Source organism: Providencia sp. PROV032 (assembly GCF_028484875.1).
Taxonomy (GTDB): domain Bacteria; phylum Pseudomonadota; class Gammaproteobacteria; order Enterobacterales; family Enterobacteriaceae; genus Providencia; species Providencia rettgeri_E.
On the sequence record NZ_JAMPSX010000004.1, the window covers coordinates 54,951 to 72,187 of the forward strand.

Here is a 17,237-nt window from a genome sequence, read left to right on the forward strand (position 1 = left end):
AAATAGGTCAGCAAAATGATGACTAATTAAGAAGAGGGTGAAATGAGAATTATCCTCACCTGCAAATGAAAATATTTTTCATTTATTTTTTTTATTTTGGATAATCAATACGTTATTTTTGTCTCGATAGACGACTTGTACGGGAAGTAAAGAGGGAAGGGCCTGAAAAAACTGTTCTGGCTGGTGGGTATTGATGCGACCTGAGATTTTACTCTTCGCCAATTGAGTGGGGGAAAGCTCGATATTTATCGACGAATAGTTTTTAAGTTCGTCGAGTACCTCTGAAAGCGGTTTATCAACAAAAATTAACTCACCAAAGCGCCAACGAGCCACATCTAGCGGGTTGATGTGTTGGCGAGTGATTGGGCTATTTGGTGATTGACTGACTGCGCTGTCTCCGGCAAGTAAGAACACGGGCTGTTTGCTTGCTATATCTTCAAAGCTAACAATGCCTTGGCTGACATTCACGGCAACTTGCTGAGCCACTTTGTTAATTTCAAATTCTGTCCCTACCACTTGGATACGCCGGTTATCAGCTTGAACAACAAAAGGCCGATAAGGGTTGGATTTGACTTTGAAGTAAACATTTCCCTGTTCTAGATACAGGTTACGCACTGGGGTTTCATAGGCAACATGAATGCGTGTATTGCGGTTGAGAAATAGCTGGGAGCCATCAGGCAATGTGACTTCTTTAGGCGTATTCGTTGCCACTAAAGTCATATTATTGAGCAACATTGCAGGCAAGTGGCTGTATGGCAAAAACAAAATAGCCGCAATAAAAAATGCCGCTAAGGTATTGCCCAACGGGCGCCATAAGCGAAAAAAAGGGCGTTTTTCCTTGGGGAGTGTTGTGCTAGCAGGGCGTGGCATGTGATCAAAATCGCGCCATAGCCCAGCGATGGCATCATAAGCTCTTGCATGTTCAGGTGACGCTGCAATCCATTGTTTGAATTGCTCAGTTTCAAGGGCACTGATCCGTTGGCTGTGCATGCGGGTAAACCACAGCGCAGCCTCTTCATCAATGCGACTTTCATCATCTGCTGTTTGCAAAGAGTCGTGTGTCATTACAAATTATTGCCCTGATTATCAAGGTGTTTTTTACAGTGAACAAGTGCTGCTGCAATATGTTTTTCCACCATACTGATTGAAATTTCCATTCGCTCAGCAATCTCACTTTGTGATAAACCATCAAAACGATAAAGCAAAAAAGCTTCTCGTCGACGGGGTGGTAACGTTTCAAGTGCTTCGCTTAGCCGTTGGATCCGTTGCTGATGTTCCAATATTTCACTGGGATCAGCTTGGCTCTGTTCAAAATGAGACTCATGAGTAACATCATCAATGGATGTTTCTGATTTAGTTTGGCGTTGGTTACGTCGCCAATGGTCAATCAAAACATGATTCGCAATTTTAAACAGGTAAGCGCGGCTCTCTTTTACAGGCGTTTGTTCTTTACGGTTTAGCCATAGTGTAAACACATCCTGTGATAAATCATCAGCATCGTTGCTGTTATCTAGCCGATTGCGGAAAAAGCGCACAAGTTGGCTATATGTTGACTGATACGCACCGCTAATTTTACGGGCAAGAGATTTATCAATAGTCATTTTACTGGTGTTAATGTCATAAAAGAGCACAATCGTGCTGATTAATAATCTGCTCAGATTACTTTATTATTTAAATCAATAAGTTGTTTTAATAATTGTGTTTTTACTAATAATAATGAATATCATTTTTGTTTGTATTATGCCTATAATCTGCAAAAAATAAAGTCGTGAGGCAGAATATGAGCAGTATGACGGGTCAGTTAGAGCGCCCGATTTTCCGTCCACTAGGCGGTTTGGTTTTAAGTTGTTTTTTCCATGGAACACTGGCAATCATTTTTATCGGGTGGTTCACCTCTTCAATTCCGAAGACTGGGGTATTACCTCCGGCAATCTCGTTGCAGCTGGGGGTTTATCAGCTTGAACAACAGGTAGAGCCTGAGATTAATCATGCACCGAAACAACAGATGACAACGCGAGAGGAGTCATTGCCTGAAGTTGTTGAAAAGGTAAATAAATTACCTGAGACTGCGATCGTCGATAATGGCACGTTAACAAAAGTTAGCGAGAAAAAACGCCCACCGAAAAAGAAAATTCCGCAAGAGAAAAGAATCATCGAAGAAGCCCCTGTTACCACGCAGGAGTCGACCGTTACTTCAGCCCCTGCATCTGGAAGTGAATCTAGCAGTAGTGCGAATTTTTCCAGTAATGCGTCTGCGGCAGTAAGTGGGCACCAAGGTTGGCAAAGTGAGGTGCATCAGCGGATAGCCAAAACTAAGCGCTACCCGCGTGCAGCACTGCGTTACCGTTCAACAGGGGTCTCTCATATCAAAGTGATTTTGGATAGCCGGGGTGAAGTGATTGCCGCCAGTTTATTGAATTCATCCGGTACAAAAATATTGGATAAAGAAGCATTGGCAACCATCTCACGAGCTGCGCCTTTCCCGATCCCTCCAGAGACATTATTGGTCGATGGCCAAGTTGAGTTTGTCGCGCCAATCGTGTTTGATACAACTTCTATTTAAATTCAATCAAATAGCCCTTTTTAGGGCTATTTATCAGACGAATTTGGTTTGTTTTTTTGTGTCGGCCGCTTAGGGCGATAAGGCCGCTGTTCTTTTTTTCGTTTTAAACGTGCTGGTTTCGTTTTTGGGGACGTTTTGCTTTCTTGGTCGTCTTCATTGCTTTCATCGTCTCCATTATCATCTTGATTTTCCTCTGTATTAACGACGAGCGGTGGGGCTTGCTTATGGCCTTTCTTTTTCTTTAAACGCAGTAATGTATTAGCTAAAACGAAGCCAATACATAAGGCGAGCAGAATAAAGATTCGCAATACATTGGTGCTGTTATCGGCTTGTTGAATTTCAGCGGAAAGAAGCTCTGTATCAATAGTTAAACGCAAATAGCCTTTGGGTTCTTTTGTGCCTTGGATGGGAACGACAAGTTGGTATTGAAAATTTTGCAGTGATGCGTTGTCATCTATCGCAAGCCGTTCTTTTACCGTTGCAGGCTCACCGACTTGAGTGATCAGTGTGCCACTGGCCGTATAGATGCTAGCATCTAAAATATACCTGTCTTTTACCACGTTATTTAAATTGGCATTAATTCGTTCTAAATTAAAATCTTTACTGCCGGGAACAATATAATCAGATAAGCTGAAAGCAACTTGCTTAGCAAGAACATAAGTCAGTTGTTTAAATTGCTCAATTCTGCCTTGGTTTTGGCTATTTCCTAAATAAGAAATACCATGCATAAGTAAGGTTACCAGCGCAACGCAGATAACGATAATGACTGTTTTGTGGAGCTTAAAGGTAAGTTTCATTGCTTTATTGGTGCTCTCGACTTATTTTGAGTATAAAGGTGTCGTTATACTTCAGCGAATATAGGGTTATCTTCCGTTTTAACAGTAAATACATAAGGTCATAAAGCCTTAAAATTTAGTATAGTGGCTTCGTTCGGCTGCTCGCAACTTATCATTATAAAAAAGTTACATCGATTACAGGAGCTAATTTTCATGTCAACGAGCTTGACCTATTGTTACCTACCCGACGAAATCCAAAAATGGCCAGGGTTGCCATTGTCATTAAGTGGTGAAGAAGTGATGCCATTGGATTATCGTGCTGGGGACAGTGGGTGGTTACTATATGGCCGCGGCTTAGATAAAGCGCGGATCAGTAATTTCCAACAGCGATTAGGGATCGCTATCGTAATTGTCTCTTCGTGGCGTATTGATGACTACCAAGTGGTCAGAATCGCTGGGAGTATTACACCTCGAATTAAAAAACTCGCTGACGAATGTTTATTAGATGTCGTGCCATTAGGGCAAATTCCACGTTTGCGTTCACCGGGCCTATTACTGATGGATATGGACTCGACAGCGATTCAAATTGAATGTATCGATGAAATTGCTCGCTTAGCAGGGGTAGGGGAGCAGGTTGCTGAAGTGACTGAGCGAGCTATGCTAGGGGAGCTCGATTTTACGGAAAGTCTACGAGCACGCGTTAGCTTACTTGAAGGTGCCGACGCCGCTATTCTTGACCAAGTGATGGAAACACTGCCTTTGATGCCAGGTTTAACGAACCTTGTGCGCAAGTTACAAGCGATGAATTGGCACATAGCGATAGCATCCGGTGGTTTTACTTTTTTTGCGGATAATTTACGTCAACGGCTCAAACTCGTGGCCGCTGTTGCTAACCAATTAGAAGTTAAGAACGGTAAGTTAACAGGCAAAGTGAAAGGCCCAATTGTGGATGCAAAATATAAAGCACAAACCTTGGTGAAGCTGGCGGAAAAACTGGAAATTCCTATTGAGCAAACTGTTGCCATCGGTGATGGGGCAAATGACCTGAAAATGATCCGTAAAGCAGGGCTGGGTATTGCGTATCATGCGAAGCCAAAGGTGTATGCAAGGGCGAAGGTTGCGATCCGTCATGCAGATCTGATGGGTGTGATGTGTGTGTTGAGTGGTGGCCTCAAACACGAAGAACGCTAATATTCGTCATGGATTGCGCTGTAGCTGTGTTGGCCGCGCTCGCTAACCCTAGTCACATACTTGTGTATGCTCCTAGGGCTTAGCTTTACTTGCCGCCTTGCTACAACACAACCCATTTTGAATATTAATCTAAATTAAATTTAAAGAATTTGTCGTTAATGATTTTCGAGTGTAATTATTGTTTGTGAGATAGCAATAATCTAAAACTAAGTTAATTATCAAGAGGAGTTTGCTGTGGCAAAAGGGGTTAAAAGGGCGTTTGTCTGTAATGATTGCGGGGCGGACTATCCGCGTTGGCAAGGGCAGTGTAGTGCTTGCCATGCATGGAATACGATTACGGAAGTGCGTCTGGCCTCAACAAGCTCTTCATCACGTACTGACCGCTTAACGGGGTATGCAGGGAATGCGGCTGGGGTAAGTAAGGTTCAGAAATTATCTGACATTAGCCTCGAAGAATTGCCTCGTTTTACTACAGGGTTTAAAGAGTTTGACCGTGTACTTGGCGGCGGTGTTGTGCCCGGAAGTGCCATTCTCATTGGGGGGAGCCCGGGAGCCGGTAAAAGTACCTTATTGCTGCAAACCATGTGCTTATTGTCACGTGAAATGAAAACCCTGTACGTCACAGGGGAAGAATCACTTCAACAAGTGGCGATGCGAGCACACCGTTTAGGGCTACCGACTGACTCACTCAATATGCTGTCAGAAACCAGTATTGAGCAAATTTGCTTAACCGCAGAGCAAGAACAACCCAAACTGATGGTGATTGACTCCATCCAAGTGATGCATATGGCTGACATTCAATCATCACCGGGGAGTGTGGCACAAGTGAGGGAAACCGCGGCTTATCTCACTCGCTTCGCAAAAACGCGCGGTGTGGCCATCATAATGGTCGGTCACGTCACCAAAGATGGCTCACTGGCTGGACCAAAAGTCCTCGAACACTGTATTGACTGCTCTATTATGTTAGATGGCGATGCGGATAACCGCTTCCGTACTTTGCGCAGTCATAAAAACCGTTTCGGTGCAGTGAATGAATTAGGCGTGTTTGCAATGACAGAACAAGGGCTTAAAGAAGTGAGTAACCCTTCTGCAATCTTTTTAAGTCGTGGTGATGAAATTACCTCTGGAAGCTCCGTGATGGTAGTTTGGGAAGGAACCCGGCCGTTGCTGGTGGAAATCCAAGCGCTTGTGGATCATTCGATGATGTCGAACCCACGACGTGTTGCGGTTGGGCTTGAACAAAACCGTTTAGCCATTTTATTGGCAGTGCTACATCGCCATGGTGGGCTGCAAATGTCAGACCAAGACGTTTTTGTCAACGTCGTGGGTGGGGTAAAAGTGACTGAAACCAGTGCGGATTTAGCCTTATTGCTTTCTTTGGTTTCCAGTTTTCGTGATCGTCCATTGCCTAGAGATCTGGTCGTATTTGGTGAAGTTGGGCTGGCAGGGGAAATTCGCCCTGTACCGAGTGGGCAGGAACGTATCTCTGAAGCAGCAAAACATGGCTTTAAACGAGCCATTGTACCCCATGCGAATATGCCCAAAAAATCACCGCCAGATATGAAAGTGTATGGCGTAAAAAAATTAGCGGATGCACTAAGTATTTTGGATGAACTATAAGCTTTTAATTTAGGTAAAAGGAAAATACATGGCTGAATTTGACTATCTCAAAAACGCAATCAAACGAGCAGGGTACACGCTACAGCAAGTTGCGGATGCGACAGATATGACCAAAGGCTATCTCAGCCAGTTAATCAATAACAAAATTAAAAGCCCCAGTGCGCAAAAAATTGCCGCTCTTCATCGATTTTTAGGCCTTGAATACCCCAATCAGCAAAAAACTATTGGTGTGGTGTTTGGCAAGTTTTACCCATTGCATACAGGGCATATTTATTTGATTCAACGCGCATGCAGCCAAGTGGATGAACTCCATGTCATTCTTTGCCATGATGAACCTCGCGATAAAGAGTTGTTTGTTAACAGTTCTATGTCTCAGCAACCCACCGTGAGCGACCGCTTACGATGGTTATTACAAACCTTTAAATATCAAAAAAATATTCATATTCACTCGTTTGATGAAAACGGCATTGAGCCTTATCCACACGGTTGGGAAGTGTGGAGTGACGGAATGAAAGGCTTTTTGAAAAAGCATAATATTAATCCGAGTTTTATCTATTCAGGGGAAGCGAATGACGCTCCGCGCTATAAAAAATACTTAGGTATCGAAACCATTTTGATCGACCCTGAACGCACGTTTATGAATATCAGCGGTAACCAAATTCGCCAAGCGCCATTTCGTTATTGGGAATATATCCCCACAGAAGTGAAACCCTTCTTTGTGCGTAAAGTGGCTATTTTAGGCGGTGAATCGAGTGGTAAATCGACGTTAGTCAATAAGTTAGCCAATATTTTTAACACATCCAGTGCGTGGGAGTATGGACGTGACTATGTGTTTAGCCACCTTGGTGGTGATGAGATGGCATTGCAATATTCTGACTACGACAAAATTGCCTTAGGGCATGCACAGTACATTGATTTCGCAGTAAAATATGCCAATAAAGTGGCATTTATTGATACCGATTTTGTCACGACCCAAGCCTTCTGTTTGCGCTATGAAGGTAAAGAACACCCATTTGTTCAGGCTCTGATTGATGAGTATCGATTCGATTTGGTGATAGTTTTGGAAAACAACACCCCTTGGGTGGCTGATGGGTTACGCAGTTTAGGAAGTGATAAAGACAGGAAAGCGTTCCAAAACTTACTTATTGAAATGCTTAAGAAAAATAATATTGAGTTTGTACGCGTCGAATCTTCCGATTACGACACGCGTTTCTTAGAGTGTGTCACCCTCGTTCAACAGCTATTGATGTTAGATGACTTATAAAATTACTCAATAAAAAGCGGCATCTAATGATGCCGCCATGGTGATTCTATCTATATGATATCGTTCCCTGCAATCCGAAGAATGAAGAATATTACTTCGTCATTCTTTTGTATTTCATCCGATGCGGTTGCAACGCTTCTGCACCTAACGTCCGTTTCTTGTAATCTTCATATTCAGAGAAGTTACCTTCGAAGAACGTAATATTACCTTCGTCTTGGTAATCAATAATATGCGTTGCAATACGGTCAAGGAACCAACGGTCATGGGAAATAACCATAGCACAGCCCGGGAACTCTAACAGGGCGTTTTCCAACGCACGTAAAGTTTCAACGTCGAGGTCGTTAGTTGGTTCATCGAGTAACAGGACGTTGCCGCCCACTTGCAGTAGTTTGGCTAAGTGTAAACGGCCGCGTTCACCACCAGATAACTCACCAACACGTTTACCTTGGTCTACGCCTTTAAAGTTAAAGCGACCGACGTAAGCGCGGCTTGGAATTTCAAAGTTACCAATACGCATGATATCTTGGCCGTTGGAAATCTCTTCCCAGACAGTTTTGCTGTCATCCATTGCATCACGGAACTGGTCAACAGAGGCAATTTTCACGGTATCGCCTAATGTGATCGAACCAGAGTCCGGTTGCTCTTGGCCTGAAATCATACGGAACAGGGTAGATTTACCCGCACCGTTAGGACCGATAATCCCAACGATCGCCCCTTTAGGGATCGAGAAATTCAGGTTGTCAATCAGAACGCGGTCACCATAGGATTTACTTAGGTTTTCAACCTCGATAACTTTATCCCCTAAACGCGGTCCAGGTGGAATAAAGAGTTCGCTGGTTTCATTACGTTTTTGATATTCCACGCTATTAAGCTCTTCAAAACGAGCCAAACGCGCTTTACCTTTAGCCTGACGGCCTTTGGGATTTTGGCGGATCCACTCAAGCTCTTTCTCGATAGATTTACGACGAGCGGCTTCTGTAGAGGCTTCTTGCGCCAGACGTTCATCTTTTTGCTCAAGCCAAGAAGAGTAGTTACCTTCCCAAGGAATACCTTCACCACGGTCAAGTTCGAGGATCCAGCCCGCCACGTTATCTAAGAAGTAACGGTCATGCGTGATAGCCACAACAGTCCCTTCGTAATCATGTAAGAAACGCTCTAACCATGCAACAGACTCGGCATCCAAGTGGTTAGTTGGTTCATCGAGCAGTAACATGTCTGGTTTTTCTAATAGCAGACGGCAAATTGCCACACGGCGGCGTTCACCCCCGGAGAGGTTTTCAATTTTAGCATCCCAAGCTGGCAGGCGCAGTGCATCCGCAGCACGCTCCAATTGGTTATCTAAATTATGGCCGTCTTGCGCGGAAATAATTGCTTCTAACTCGCCTTGCTCTTTTGCGAGTTTATCAAAATCTGCACCTTCTTCTGCGTAAGCTGCATAAACTTCGTCTAAGCGCGTTAATGCATTTTTTACTTCGCTAACCGCTTCTTCAACGGCTTCACGCACGGTGTGCTCAAGGTTTAGCTTCGGTTCTTGCGGAAGGTAGCCGATTTTCAAACCCGGTTGTGGACGCGCTTCACCTTCGATATCGGTATCAATACCCGCCATAATACGCAGTAATGTCGATTTACCTGCACCATTAAGACCTAAAACACCGATCTTAGCCCCCGGAAAGAAGCTCAGAGAGATATTTTTTAAAATATGACGTTTCGGTGGAACAATTTTTCCAACCCGATACATACTATAAACGTATTGAGCCAATTTATTTACCTTTTGATTTATAAAGGGAATTTTAGTTTTCTGTTTCTATGCAGTAGGAATACATGATCTACTGCGATTGGATAAACAACAATAAATATTTTGGTATGAACTATACCTGATTGCGTATGTGATGGTCTAGGCTATCTGCGTTAACTCGATAGTAAAAAACTAATAAATATAAAGTAAAAGACTGTAAAGTCGAAAAATTCAAGAACTCTCCGCTGTTACTAAATAAAAACTTTCGGTAGCATTCATAGTATTGATATATGTTTAATATACCCGTAATCCTTCACGTTGCAGCGTTTTTTGTTGAGGTGGCTAGTCGAGTTACATAGTTTATCTATGCTCCTCGTCTATCTTAGCTTGTCGTTTACCTGCAACTCGAATTATTTGGGATATATATAGGTTAAGGGCTTTCTTGTATTTTGACTTTAGTTTAGTGATGGAGCGAGTGAATATGAAAGGTTGGTTAGCGGCAGTACCTGTGACAATGTTGCTGGTTTCCAGCACCGTATGGGCGGAACCCTTACAGGCACAAAGGGAACGTTATCAGGCAATTAAGGTTGCATGGGATGCCAATAAAATGGATGAAGTCGAGCGCTTGCTGCCGACCTTGCATGATTATCCACTTTACCCTTATCTTGCTTATCGTGAGCTGACTCAAGACTTAGATATTATTTCACCTCGTCAAGTTCAGGAGTTTATTAATACCTATCCAACCTTGCCTGTCGCTAAAAACCTGAAAACACGCTTTGTCAACGAACTAGCTCGCCGCCAAGAGTGGAAATCGCTGCTGGAATTTAGCCCTGAAGCGCCAAAACCTGCCGAAGCACAATGTAATTTTTATTTTGCAAATTGGGCGGTGGGAAATAAACAAATTGCTTGGCAAGGGGCAGAAAAAGCCTGGTTAAATGGCCGTTCAATGCCGAGTGCTTGTGATAAATTATTTAATGAATGGGAAAAAGCAGGTTATTTAACCCCTGAGATGACCCTTGAGCGTATTAATTTAGCCATAAAAGAGGGCAATACCTCGATTGCGAGTTATTTAGCTAAACGCTTACCGCCAAGTTATAAAACGATTGGTGATGCGTTAGTGAAATTACAAAATGACCCTGCCTCAGTTGTGACATTCGCCAAAACGATGACACCAACAGATTTTACTCGTCAAGCCACCATCGCGGCTTTTAGCCGTTATGCACGCCAAGCCCCTGATGCGGCTCGTACAGTACTGAATAGCATCAGTTCTGCCCAAAAAATGAATATGGCGGAAAAGCAGTTACTTAAAGACAGTGTTGCTTGGCAATATATGGGAGATGTGACCCCGGAGCAGGCTCAATGGCGCGATGAAACTATTCAAGAAAGCAATTCATCGTCATTGAAAGAGCGTCGTGTTCGTTTAGCATTAGGCGCTGGTGATAAAACGGGTGTCGCGTCATGGCTAAAACGCTTGCCAGCAGATGTCAAAAATAAAGAAGAGTGGCAGTATTGGCAGGCTATCACGTTAATTGATGCAGGCAAAAAAGCAGAAGGAGAGGTATTACTTCGCCAATTAACGGAGAAGCGCGGCTTCTACCCAATGGTGGCCGCACAGGTACTAGAAATTGACTACCCGGTGTATGTAAAAAGCGCGGTTAAGCCTGATTCAAGTATTGATCAATTGCCTGAAGTACAACGTGTTCGTGAGTTAATGTACTGGGAAATGGATAACCTTGCCCGTTCTGAGTGGGTGAGTTTAGTGGCATCGTTGCCAGCAAACCAGCAAGAGCAATTGGCGCGTTATGCGTTTGATCATAAATGGGCCGATCTCAGTGTTCAAGCGACTATCACAGCCAAACTTTGGGATCACCTAGAAGAACGTTTCCCACTAGCGTGGGACAAAGAATTCAATTTATATACTAAGTCGAAAGATATTCAAAAGAGCTATGCAATGGCGATCGCTCGCCAAGAGAGTGCGTGGAATCCGCAGGCTCGTTCACCGGTTGGAGCGACAGGTTTGATGCAGTTGATGCCAGCAACAGCAAAACATACCGCGCAGAAGCAGGGCATTAATTATGTGAACACGAGCCAGTTGACTAACCCGACAACCAATATTGAGCTAGGAACAGCTTATTTGGAGGATGTTTATCAGCAATTTGGTAATAACCGTATTTTAGCCAGTGCGGCTTATAATGCAGGCCCTTCACGTGTGACTCGCTGGTTAGGTAACAGCGGGGGGCGCATTGATGCGGTCGCATTTGTCGAAAGTATCCCGTTCTCAGAAACTCGCGGTTATGTGAAAAATGTGTTGTCGTATGACTTATTCTATCGGCACTTTATGGGGCAGAAAAATAGTAAAATATTGCTTTCTAATGAGTGGAATATGAAATACTAACAAATACTCTTCATATTTCGAATTGTAGGAGTGTTGGCTGCGTTTGCTAACCCTAGTCACATACTTGTGCATGCTCCTAGGGCTATCCTCGCTAGTCGCCTAGCCACAACTCAAACTATTTAGCGTATTAACGCAGTAACTAAATGAAAATGGCGTTTGATTGATGATTTCCAATAAGAGTGTGTTATTATTTGTACTAGTTAAATAGTATGGGTGGATAAACGATGACAGCAAATCAACAACATGACCCGGCACTGACTGCCGATGAAAACGCTGACTGGCTGCGCTTTGTGAACTTATTACAATTGGCATTTGAACAAGATATTCATTTGCCAGTTCTTCAGTTATTACTCACGCCAGATGAGCGCACAGCATTAGCGACTCGCGTTAAAATTGTGCAAGAGTTGATGCGCGGTGAAATGAGCCAAAGAGAACTGAAAAATGAGCTCGGCGTGGGGATAGCAACTATTACCCGGGGTTCGAATAGCTTAAAGTCAGCGCCTATTCCTGTGAAGGAGTGGTTGGAGTCTCAACTTCTCTAAAATACGCGTCATATTTTGCACTGTCGCGGTGTTAGCTTCATGGGTTAGCCTTAGTCACATACTTGTGTATGTTCCTAAGATCTAACCCATTTGCCGCCTTGCGACAGCACAAACTATTTAGCGTATTGGGGAAACATTTATTTCTTTTAATTTTCAGTCCATAAAGACTAGCTTCTTTGATAACAGCTTGTCACAGTACGAATTATTTAGAATATTAATACCCTTCATATTTTGAATTAATAGTCACAAAAAAAGTATGGTTTCCCATACTTTAGTGTGAAAAGCGTGGTGTTTAATCACACATGCAATTTTAATTATTTTAAGTATAATTAATCTTCTACTTGGTTTAGCTCTTTATAAATTTCATGCTTAATGGGAACCAAGGCCAATATCAAGGCTTGTTGGTAAACACTGGTGCGAGTTAATACCCCGTCAGTGAAAAAGCCAATAGCACCACCTTGTTGTTTGATATTATCGATGCCTGTTAAAAAGGCCATTTCATCGCCGAGTTCACGGCCTTCACGAATACCCGCCAGAATTTTTTCTGGGATCATAATACTGGCAGAGCGAGATTCACCACGTATTTGCTTATGTTCAATCACTATCCAAGCAAATGTCATATCGTCTTCGATACCCGCTTCAATACCAACCCAAAAATCCGCTTCAGGGCGAACTTGTCTAGAGGCCATAACACGTTGTCTAGCCCCAGTACGGGTTTCATTATTACCGATAGGTTGCTGTGGAACGCTGCTATCGACATTAATATCTTCAATTTGATAACTGCCAGCCCCAAAAACAGCATCGAAAGCAAGATGGATCGCTTTAATTTTGGCAGGATTAGTCGTTGCAGCTATAACTTGGTACATTAATTATTTTCCTTTGAACACATACTTCGAAAAGTAATAACGGAACACATCTATGTTACAGGTTTATCTTGTTCGCCATGGCGAAACTGAATGGAATTTAGCTCGTCGCATCCAGGGACAATCCGATAGCCCTCTGACCGCCACTGGACGACTGCAAGCAAGGCAGGTGGCTGAGAGGATAAAGTCAGAAGGTATTACCCATATTATCACTAGTGATATGGGACGCACACTGGAAACTGCACAAATAATTGCAAGTGTGTGCGAGTGTGAAATTACCACAGAACCGCGTCTACGTGAACTAAATATGGGTGTTCTTGAACAAAGAGCAATAGAGTCGTTAACGCCAGAGGAAGAACTGTGGCGTAAAAGCTTAATTGATGGAACCCGAGGAGGACGAATTCCAGAGGGTGAATCAATGGAGGAGCTGTATACACGTATGTTTGCAGCACTTAATAGTTGTTTAGATTTGCCTGAAGGTAGCCGCCCACTAATTGTTAGCCATGGGATTGCGTTGAGTACGTTAATTAGCCGTATTATGGGGGTTCCTGCTTACTCAGAACGCCGCCTACGTTTACGTAACTGCTCGCTATCTCGTGTTGATTATCAAAACAGCCCATGGTTAGCGAATGGTTGGATCGTGGAAACAGCAGGCGAAGTAACACACTTATCGCAGCCTGCTCTTGACGAACAGCAAGGCTAACTATTTAGAAAAAGGAGTTTCAATAAACTGAAACTCCTCTTCTTTAAGGGGTTGTGGCCGAACCTGTTTTGATGGGGACATAATAATCAAAGGTATCGATGTGTGTTTTAGGGTCATCATTTTCTGGAGTGATGTGACGTAAATCGATGTCTTTTAATCGATAATGTTCGATGTCATAACCTGGTCGGCGTGTTAAATTCAGCTTAGGCAGATATACACCATAAATTTGGTATAAAAACTCTTGTAATGCATCTCGAGTTGGCGTGCCATTGAACGAAAATTTAACATAATGGCCACTTGGTAGCGTTAAGCTCGTGTATTGGTCAGTATTAAAACTCGCATCTTCAGGTTTTACTGCCGTGGTATAGAATACCGTTTGTTCATCTTCTTTTTCTGGATTATGAATGGCATGGTGCAAGCCAAAAACTTCAGACGCAATCGTCGTCGTATTATCCAAATAGTAGTGCCAAAAAGTTTGGCGCATTTGCGAACAAGCGGTCGACCACTCTTCTAACGCATAAGAACAACTTTGTTCCAAGCCAACTAATTCTTGTGCAGGCATTTGTAGGAACTCATGTTCAATATTCGTGTGATTATCTAAAATAATCGGTGGGCAAATACCTGCCGCACACCACTCTTCACTCCGACGGTAAAAAGCAGGGGTTAGGTTAAACTGCTTTTTAAAGGCTCGAGTAAAAGTTTGTTGCGAATCAAAGCGATACTGCAATGCAATATCAAGAATTGGTCGGCTTGTTAGCCGCAATGCCACAGCCGCACGAGAAAGCCTTCTGGCACGAATATAAGCACCAATCGCTTGGTCAGTCACCTCTTTGAACATTCGTTGTAAATGCCACTTTGAGTAACCCGCTTTTGCGGCAACATTATCCAGCGAGAGTGGTTTATCTAGGTTGTCATCTATCCAGCGAAGCAAGTCGCGAATAATATTAGTTTGATCCATGTATATCCCCAGCCAATGCGACTTATAGAACAGATATAATCTATCAATGAATGGCTATTCTATATCAAGTTATCTTTTTCGGTTATAGTAAATGAGTTGTATTTGATAATTAGTTAAGAAAGTGAATAATAAGTCTTGTTTTACTACGAGGTTTTACCGATTTTTAGTTGAATAGGAAATTCAGTATGCGTTGTTCCAGATTAAAAAATATCGCATTTACAGCATTATTATTAGCGTTACCGAGCATCACATTTGCTGAAGAAATCGGTTCAGTCGATACTGTTTTTAAAATTTTCGGCCCTGATCATAAAATTGTTGTAGAAGCATTTGATGATCCGGATGTTGAGAATGTCACTTGCTATTTAAGTCGTTCGAAAACAGGGGGGATCAAAGGGGGGTTAGGGTTAGCGGAAGACACCTCTGATGCTGCCATTTCATGTCAGCAAGTTGGACCGATTGAGTTAAGCGACCGCGTCAAACGTAAACCAACAAAAGGGCAGGTTGTTTTTCAAAAACGAACGTCTTTAGTCTTCAAAAAATTACAAGTTGTACGTTTTTACGATCCAAAACGTAATGCATTAATCTATTTGACTTATTCAGATAAGATGATCGACGGCTCACCAAAAAATGCGTTAAGTGCAGTACCAATTATGCCTTGGTGATTAATTTAGATGATAAAAAACCGGCTAAATAGCCGGTTTTTTGAATATCAATTCAAAATTGATTATTCGTCTAAATCACCACAGAAACGATAGCCTTCACCGTGGATGGTCGCAATGATTTCTGGTGTGTCAGGCGTTGATTCAAAATGTTTACGAATACGACGGATCGTGACATCAACCGTTCTATCGTGTGGCTTTAATTCACGGCCAGTCATTTTCTTCAGCAGGTCTGCACGAGTCTGAATTTTTCCTGGGTTTTCACAGAAATGCAGCATCGCACGGAATTCACTACGAGGTAATTTGTAGTGCTCACCTGCCGGGCTGACTAATGAACGGCTATTGATGTCTAATTCCCAACCATTAAACTTATAGCTTTCAACTAAACGACGCTCTTCGGTACCGCCCGCTAAATTCATTGTACGGGACAGTAAGTTGCGAGCACGAATAGTCAGTTCGCGTGGGTTAAATGGTTTAGTGATATAGTCATCAGCACCAATTTCAAGGCCAAGGATTTTATCCACTTCGTTATCACGTCCGGTTAGGAACATTAACGCAATGCTTTCTTGCTCACGAAGTTCACGAGCAAGTAATAAACCGTTTTTACCTGGTAAGTTAATATCCATGATGACTAAATTGATGTCATGTTCAGAGAGAACATTATTCATCTCTTCGCCATCAGTTGCCTCATGAACCACATAGCCTTCCGCTTCAAAGATACTTTTCAGCGTATTGCGTGTGACAATTTCATCTTCAACAATCAAAATGTGTGGGGTCTGCATAGTTGCTACCTAAAGTATTAAAATAAGAATACTGAACTCACAATCCGTTTCCAGTTAGGTGGTTATTGATATTGTTCTTCTGGAAAAACACGCTTATGAGTATAAATTTGTTTTGAAATTCAACAGTGCCATCATGTTGCCATTTTAGGCAAAAGACTTTAACAACAAGTCTAAATATAAGCACTTTCCCAATATTGTACTGTTAACAGCAATATAACAGCTAATACTGCATTTACCACCTAAAAAACTAACTTTTGTTGATACATATCAAAATCAATTGTAGCACGTTAACAAAAATTGTTAGGTAGATAATTATATAAATTAATGCAGTATTTAGGAATCGGATAGCGTCTAAAAAAGGGGAGCCGTTGATGCACTGGGGAGCTTTAGCTTGGTATTAATGAATATAATCTTCAATGGGTTAAATATACCATCATAAATAATGTTTAATTTGTGAGTTACCTCCAATTTTGAAAGGTTATTTTGATACACAGAAAGGTGAGTAATCACTCTGGTTAGAGATAACGGGATGCAAATATTCAATTTGTAAGTTTTTGTGTTATTTAATTAGGAAATATACTTATTTTATTTTGATAGTGTCAGTTTTTAACAATCACCTAGCATTTGTTTGTAATTTAAACAGACAAAAAATGTGGATTCAAGTCCTCATACTTACCTTGTCATTTATTGTCATTACCGATTGTAGATTGATGACCATGAATGGTAAATGGCATGAAATATATGCGTTGAATGCATCGGTTGGGTTGCTCACTTTTTCATCTTTATTCTCTTCACAAGAAATGGCTAAAGGCCATCTTTTTTGTCTATTTTATAGGCGATTTTGTTTTTTGTCGGTTAAAAAATTATTCATCTTGAAATTTTAATTATTTTGGTTTTAAAAACCAACATTGGTGTGATGGGGGTCTTTTTGGAAAGGTGTTTTTCGTACTGGTAGATAATTTATCAAGTAAAAAAAGGGTTTTAAAAGGGATGTTTTACAAATAAATTTGACAAAATATAGTAATTGCTTTAACCGTATAGGGAGAAACTTAAAGAATCTAAGAGACAGACAGAATCTATGCGTAATATCAGCCTGACTATTATTATTACCACCACCACCGTAACCACAGGAAACGGGGCGGGCTGACGCATCCAAAAAATAAAAATGAAAAAGCCCGCATACTTA

The 17,237-nt window shown here is 42.1% G+C and carries 16 protein-coding genes and 1 other annotated feature (1 of these 17 only partly in view); of the genes, 9 read left to right on the forward strand and 7 right to left on the reverse strand.

All coding sequences use genetic code 11. The annotated features are described in order from the left end of the window. Positions 1 to 78: 78 nt before the first annotated feature. Positions 79 to 1,065: a FecR family protein gene (locus PSF42_RS03305; RefSeq protein ID WP_272679444.1), complete on the reverse strand. Its 987-nt coding sequence runs from the start codon at positions 1,063 to 1,065 to the stop codon at positions 79 to 81. Continuing rightward, positions 1,065 to 1,601 carry an RNA polymerase sigma factor gene (locus PSF42_RS03310; RefSeq protein WP_125891887.1) on the reverse strand — a complete coding sequence of 179 codons (537 nt, stop codon included), beginning with the start codon at positions 1,599 to 1,601 and terminating at the stop codon, positions 1,065 to 1,067. Before PSF42_RS03310 ends, PSF42_RS03305 begins: the two co-directional genes overlap by 1 nt. Before the next feature lie 179 nt (positions 1,602 to 1,780). Between PSF42_RS03310 and PSF42_RS03315 the strand changes: the two genes are divergently transcribed. Continuing rightward, positions 1,781 to 2,563, forward strand: a complete 783-nt coding sequence (locus PSF42_RS03315; protein ID WP_272679445.1) for an energy transducer TonB family protein — start codon at positions 1,781 to 1,783, stop codon at positions 2,561 to 2,563. Between the two features lie 26 nt (positions 2,564 to 2,589). On the opposite strand, the gene PSF42_RS03320 is transcribed toward PSF42_RS03315, so the two are convergent. After that, positions 2,590 to 3,360 (reverse strand): AhpA/YtjB family protein, encoded by a 771-nt coding sequence (locus PSF42_RS03320; protein ID WP_213912984.1) that lies wholly within the window; start codon positions 3,358 to 3,360, stop codon positions 2,590 to 2,592. 192 nt (positions 3,361 to 3,552) lie between these two features. Between PSF42_RS03320 and serB the strand changes: the two genes are divergently transcribed. The 3 genes from serB (at position 3,553) to nadR (ending at position 7,414) form a co-directional block, all read left to right on the forward strand. Then, positions 3,553 to 4,530 (forward strand): phosphoserine phosphatase, encoded by a 978-nt coding sequence (serB, locus tag PSF42_RS03325; protein ID WP_213912983.1) that lies wholly within the window; start codon positions 3,553 to 3,555, stop codon positions 4,528 to 4,530. 234 nt (positions 4,531 to 4,764) lie between these two features. Then, positions 4,765 to 6,150: a DNA repair protein RadA gene (radA, locus tag PSF42_RS03330; RefSeq protein ID WP_272679446.1), complete on the forward strand. Its 1,386-nt coding sequence runs from the start codon at positions 4,765 to 4,767 to the stop codon at positions 6,148 to 6,150. 28 nt (positions 6,151 to 6,178) lie between these two features. After that, positions 6,179 to 7,414, forward strand: coding sequence for a multifunctional transcriptional regulator/nicotinamide-nucleotide adenylyltransferase/ribosylnicotinamide kinase NadR (nadR, locus tag PSF42_RS03335; RefSeq protein WP_125891891.1), 1,236 nt, complete (start codon positions 6,179 to 6,181; stop codon positions 7,412 to 7,414). A gap of 91 nt (positions 7,415 to 7,505) precedes the next feature. Here nadR and ettA read toward each other — a convergent pair whose 3' ends face one another. Further along, complete coding sequence (ettA, locus tag PSF42_RS03340; protein WP_004914750.1) at positions 7,506 to 9,173, reverse strand: energy-dependent translational throttle protein EttA; 1,668 nt, start codon at positions 9,171 to 9,173, stop codon at positions 7,506 to 7,508. A gap of 457 nt (positions 9,174 to 9,630) precedes the next feature. On the opposite strand from ettA, the gene sltY reads away from it, so the two are divergent. Both sltY and trpR read left to right on the forward strand, forming a co-directional pair. Further along, positions 9,631 to 11,544, forward strand: coding sequence for a murein transglycosylase (gene sltY / locus PSF42_RS03345; protein ID WP_272679447.1), 1,914 nt, complete (start codon positions 9,631 to 9,633; stop codon positions 11,542 to 11,544). A gap of 224 nt (positions 11,545 to 11,768) precedes the next feature. After that, complete coding sequence (trpR, locus tag PSF42_RS03350) at positions 11,769 to 12,086, forward strand: trp operon repressor (protein WP_125891892.1); 318 nt, start codon at positions 11,769 to 11,771, stop codon at positions 12,084 to 12,086. Between the two features lie 329 nt (positions 12,087 to 12,415). Here trpR and yjjX read toward each other — a convergent pair whose 3' ends face one another. Next, complete coding sequence (gene yjjX, locus PSF42_RS03355) at positions 12,416 to 12,952, reverse strand: inosine/xanthosine triphosphatase (protein ID WP_004914743.1); 537 nt, start codon at positions 12,950 to 12,952, stop codon at positions 12,416 to 12,418. Between the two features lie 52 nt (positions 12,953 to 13,004). Here yjjX and gpmB point away from each other — a divergent pair, with 52 nt between their 5' ends. After that, positions 13,005 to 13,652 (forward strand): 2,3-diphosphoglycerate-dependent phosphoglycerate mutase GpmB, encoded by a 648-nt coding sequence (gene gpmB / locus PSF42_RS03360; RefSeq protein WP_125891893.1) that lies wholly within the window; start codon positions 13,005 to 13,007, stop codon positions 13,650 to 13,652. 43 nt (positions 13,653 to 13,695) lie between these two features. On the opposite strand, the gene robA is transcribed toward gpmB, so the two are convergent. Further along, on the reverse strand, positions 13,696 to 14,610 hold the full coding sequence (robA, locus tag PSF42_RS03365) for an MDR efflux pump AcrAB transcriptional activator RobA (RefSeq protein WP_125891894.1): 915 nt from the start codon (positions 14,608 to 14,610) through the stop codon (positions 13,696 to 13,698). 185 nt (positions 14,611 to 14,795) lie between these two features. Here robA and creA point away from each other — a divergent pair, with 185 nt between their 5' ends. Beyond that, on the forward strand, positions 14,796 to 15,272 hold the full coding sequence (gene creA, locus PSF42_RS03370; protein ID WP_272679448.1) for a protein CreA: 477 nt from the start codon (positions 14,796 to 14,798) through the stop codon (positions 15,270 to 15,272). Positions 15,273 to 15,334: 62 nt separating this feature from the next. On the opposite strand, the gene arcA is transcribed toward creA, so the two are convergent. Then, positions 15,335 to 16,051, reverse strand: a complete 717-nt coding sequence (gene arcA / locus PSF42_RS03375; RefSeq protein ID WP_004905684.1) for a two-component system response regulator ArcA — start codon at positions 16,049 to 16,051, stop codon at positions 15,335 to 15,337. 1,078 nt (positions 16,052 to 17,129) lie between these two features. Between arcA and thrL the strand changes: the two genes are divergently transcribed. Next, the gene (gene thrL / locus PSF42_RS20795; RefSeq protein WP_071548816.1) at positions 17,130 to 17,198 is read left to right on the forward strand and encodes a thr operon leader peptide; all 69 of its coding nucleotides are present in this window, start codon (positions 17,130 to 17,132) and stop codon (positions 17,196 to 17,198) included. Next, positions 17,137 to 17,237, forward strand: a sequence feature (Thr leader region); it runs 21 nt beyond the window's last position. It overlaps the preceding gene by 62 nt.

Coding starts and splice junctions, on each gene's coding strand:
- PSF42_RS03305 (WP_272679444.1), bottom strand. CDS start 1,065: ATGACACACGACTCTTTGCAAACAGCAGATGATGAAAGTCGCATTGAT.
- PSF42_RS03310 (WP_125891887.1), bottom strand. CDS start 1,601: ATGACTATTGATAAATCTCTTGCCCGTAAAATTAGCGGTGCGTATCAG.
- PSF42_RS03315 (WP_272679445.1), top strand. CDS start 1,781: ATGAGCAGTATGACGGGTCAGTTAGAGCGCCCGATTTTCCGTCCACTA.
- PSF42_RS03320 (WP_213912984.1), bottom strand. CDS start 3,360: ATGAAACTTACCTTTAAGCTCCACAAAACAGTCATTATCGTTATCTGC.
- serB (WP_213912983.1), top strand. CDS start 3,553: ATGTCAACGAGCTTGACCTATTGTTACCTACCCGACGAAATCCAAAAA.
- nadR (WP_125891891.1), top strand. CDS start 6,179: ATGGCTGAATTTGACTATCTCAAAAACGCAATCAAACGAGCAGGGTAC.
- sltY (WP_272679447.1), top strand. CDS start 9,631: ATGAAAGGTTGGTTAGCGGCAGTACCTGTGACAATGTTGCTGGTTTCC.
- trpR (WP_125891892.1), top strand. CDS start 11,769: ATGACAGCAAATCAACAACATGACCCGGCACTGACTGCCGATGAAAAC.
- yjjX (WP_004914743.1), bottom strand. CDS start 12,952: ATGTACCAAGTTATAGCTGCAACGACTAATCCTGCCAAAATTAAAGCG.
- gpmB (WP_125891893.1), top strand. CDS start 13,005: ATGTTACAGGTTTATCTTGTTCGCCATGGCGAAACTGAATGGAATTTA.
- robA (WP_125891894.1), bottom strand. CDS start 14,610: ATGGATCAAACTAATATTATTCGCGACTTGCTTCGCTGGATAGATGAC.
- creA (WP_272679448.1), top strand. CDS start 14,796: ATGCGTTGTTCCAGATTAAAAAATATCGCATTTACAGCATTATTATTA.
- arcA (WP_004905684.1), bottom strand. CDS start 16,051: ATGCAGACCCCACACATTTTGATTGTTGAAGATGAAATTGTCACACGC.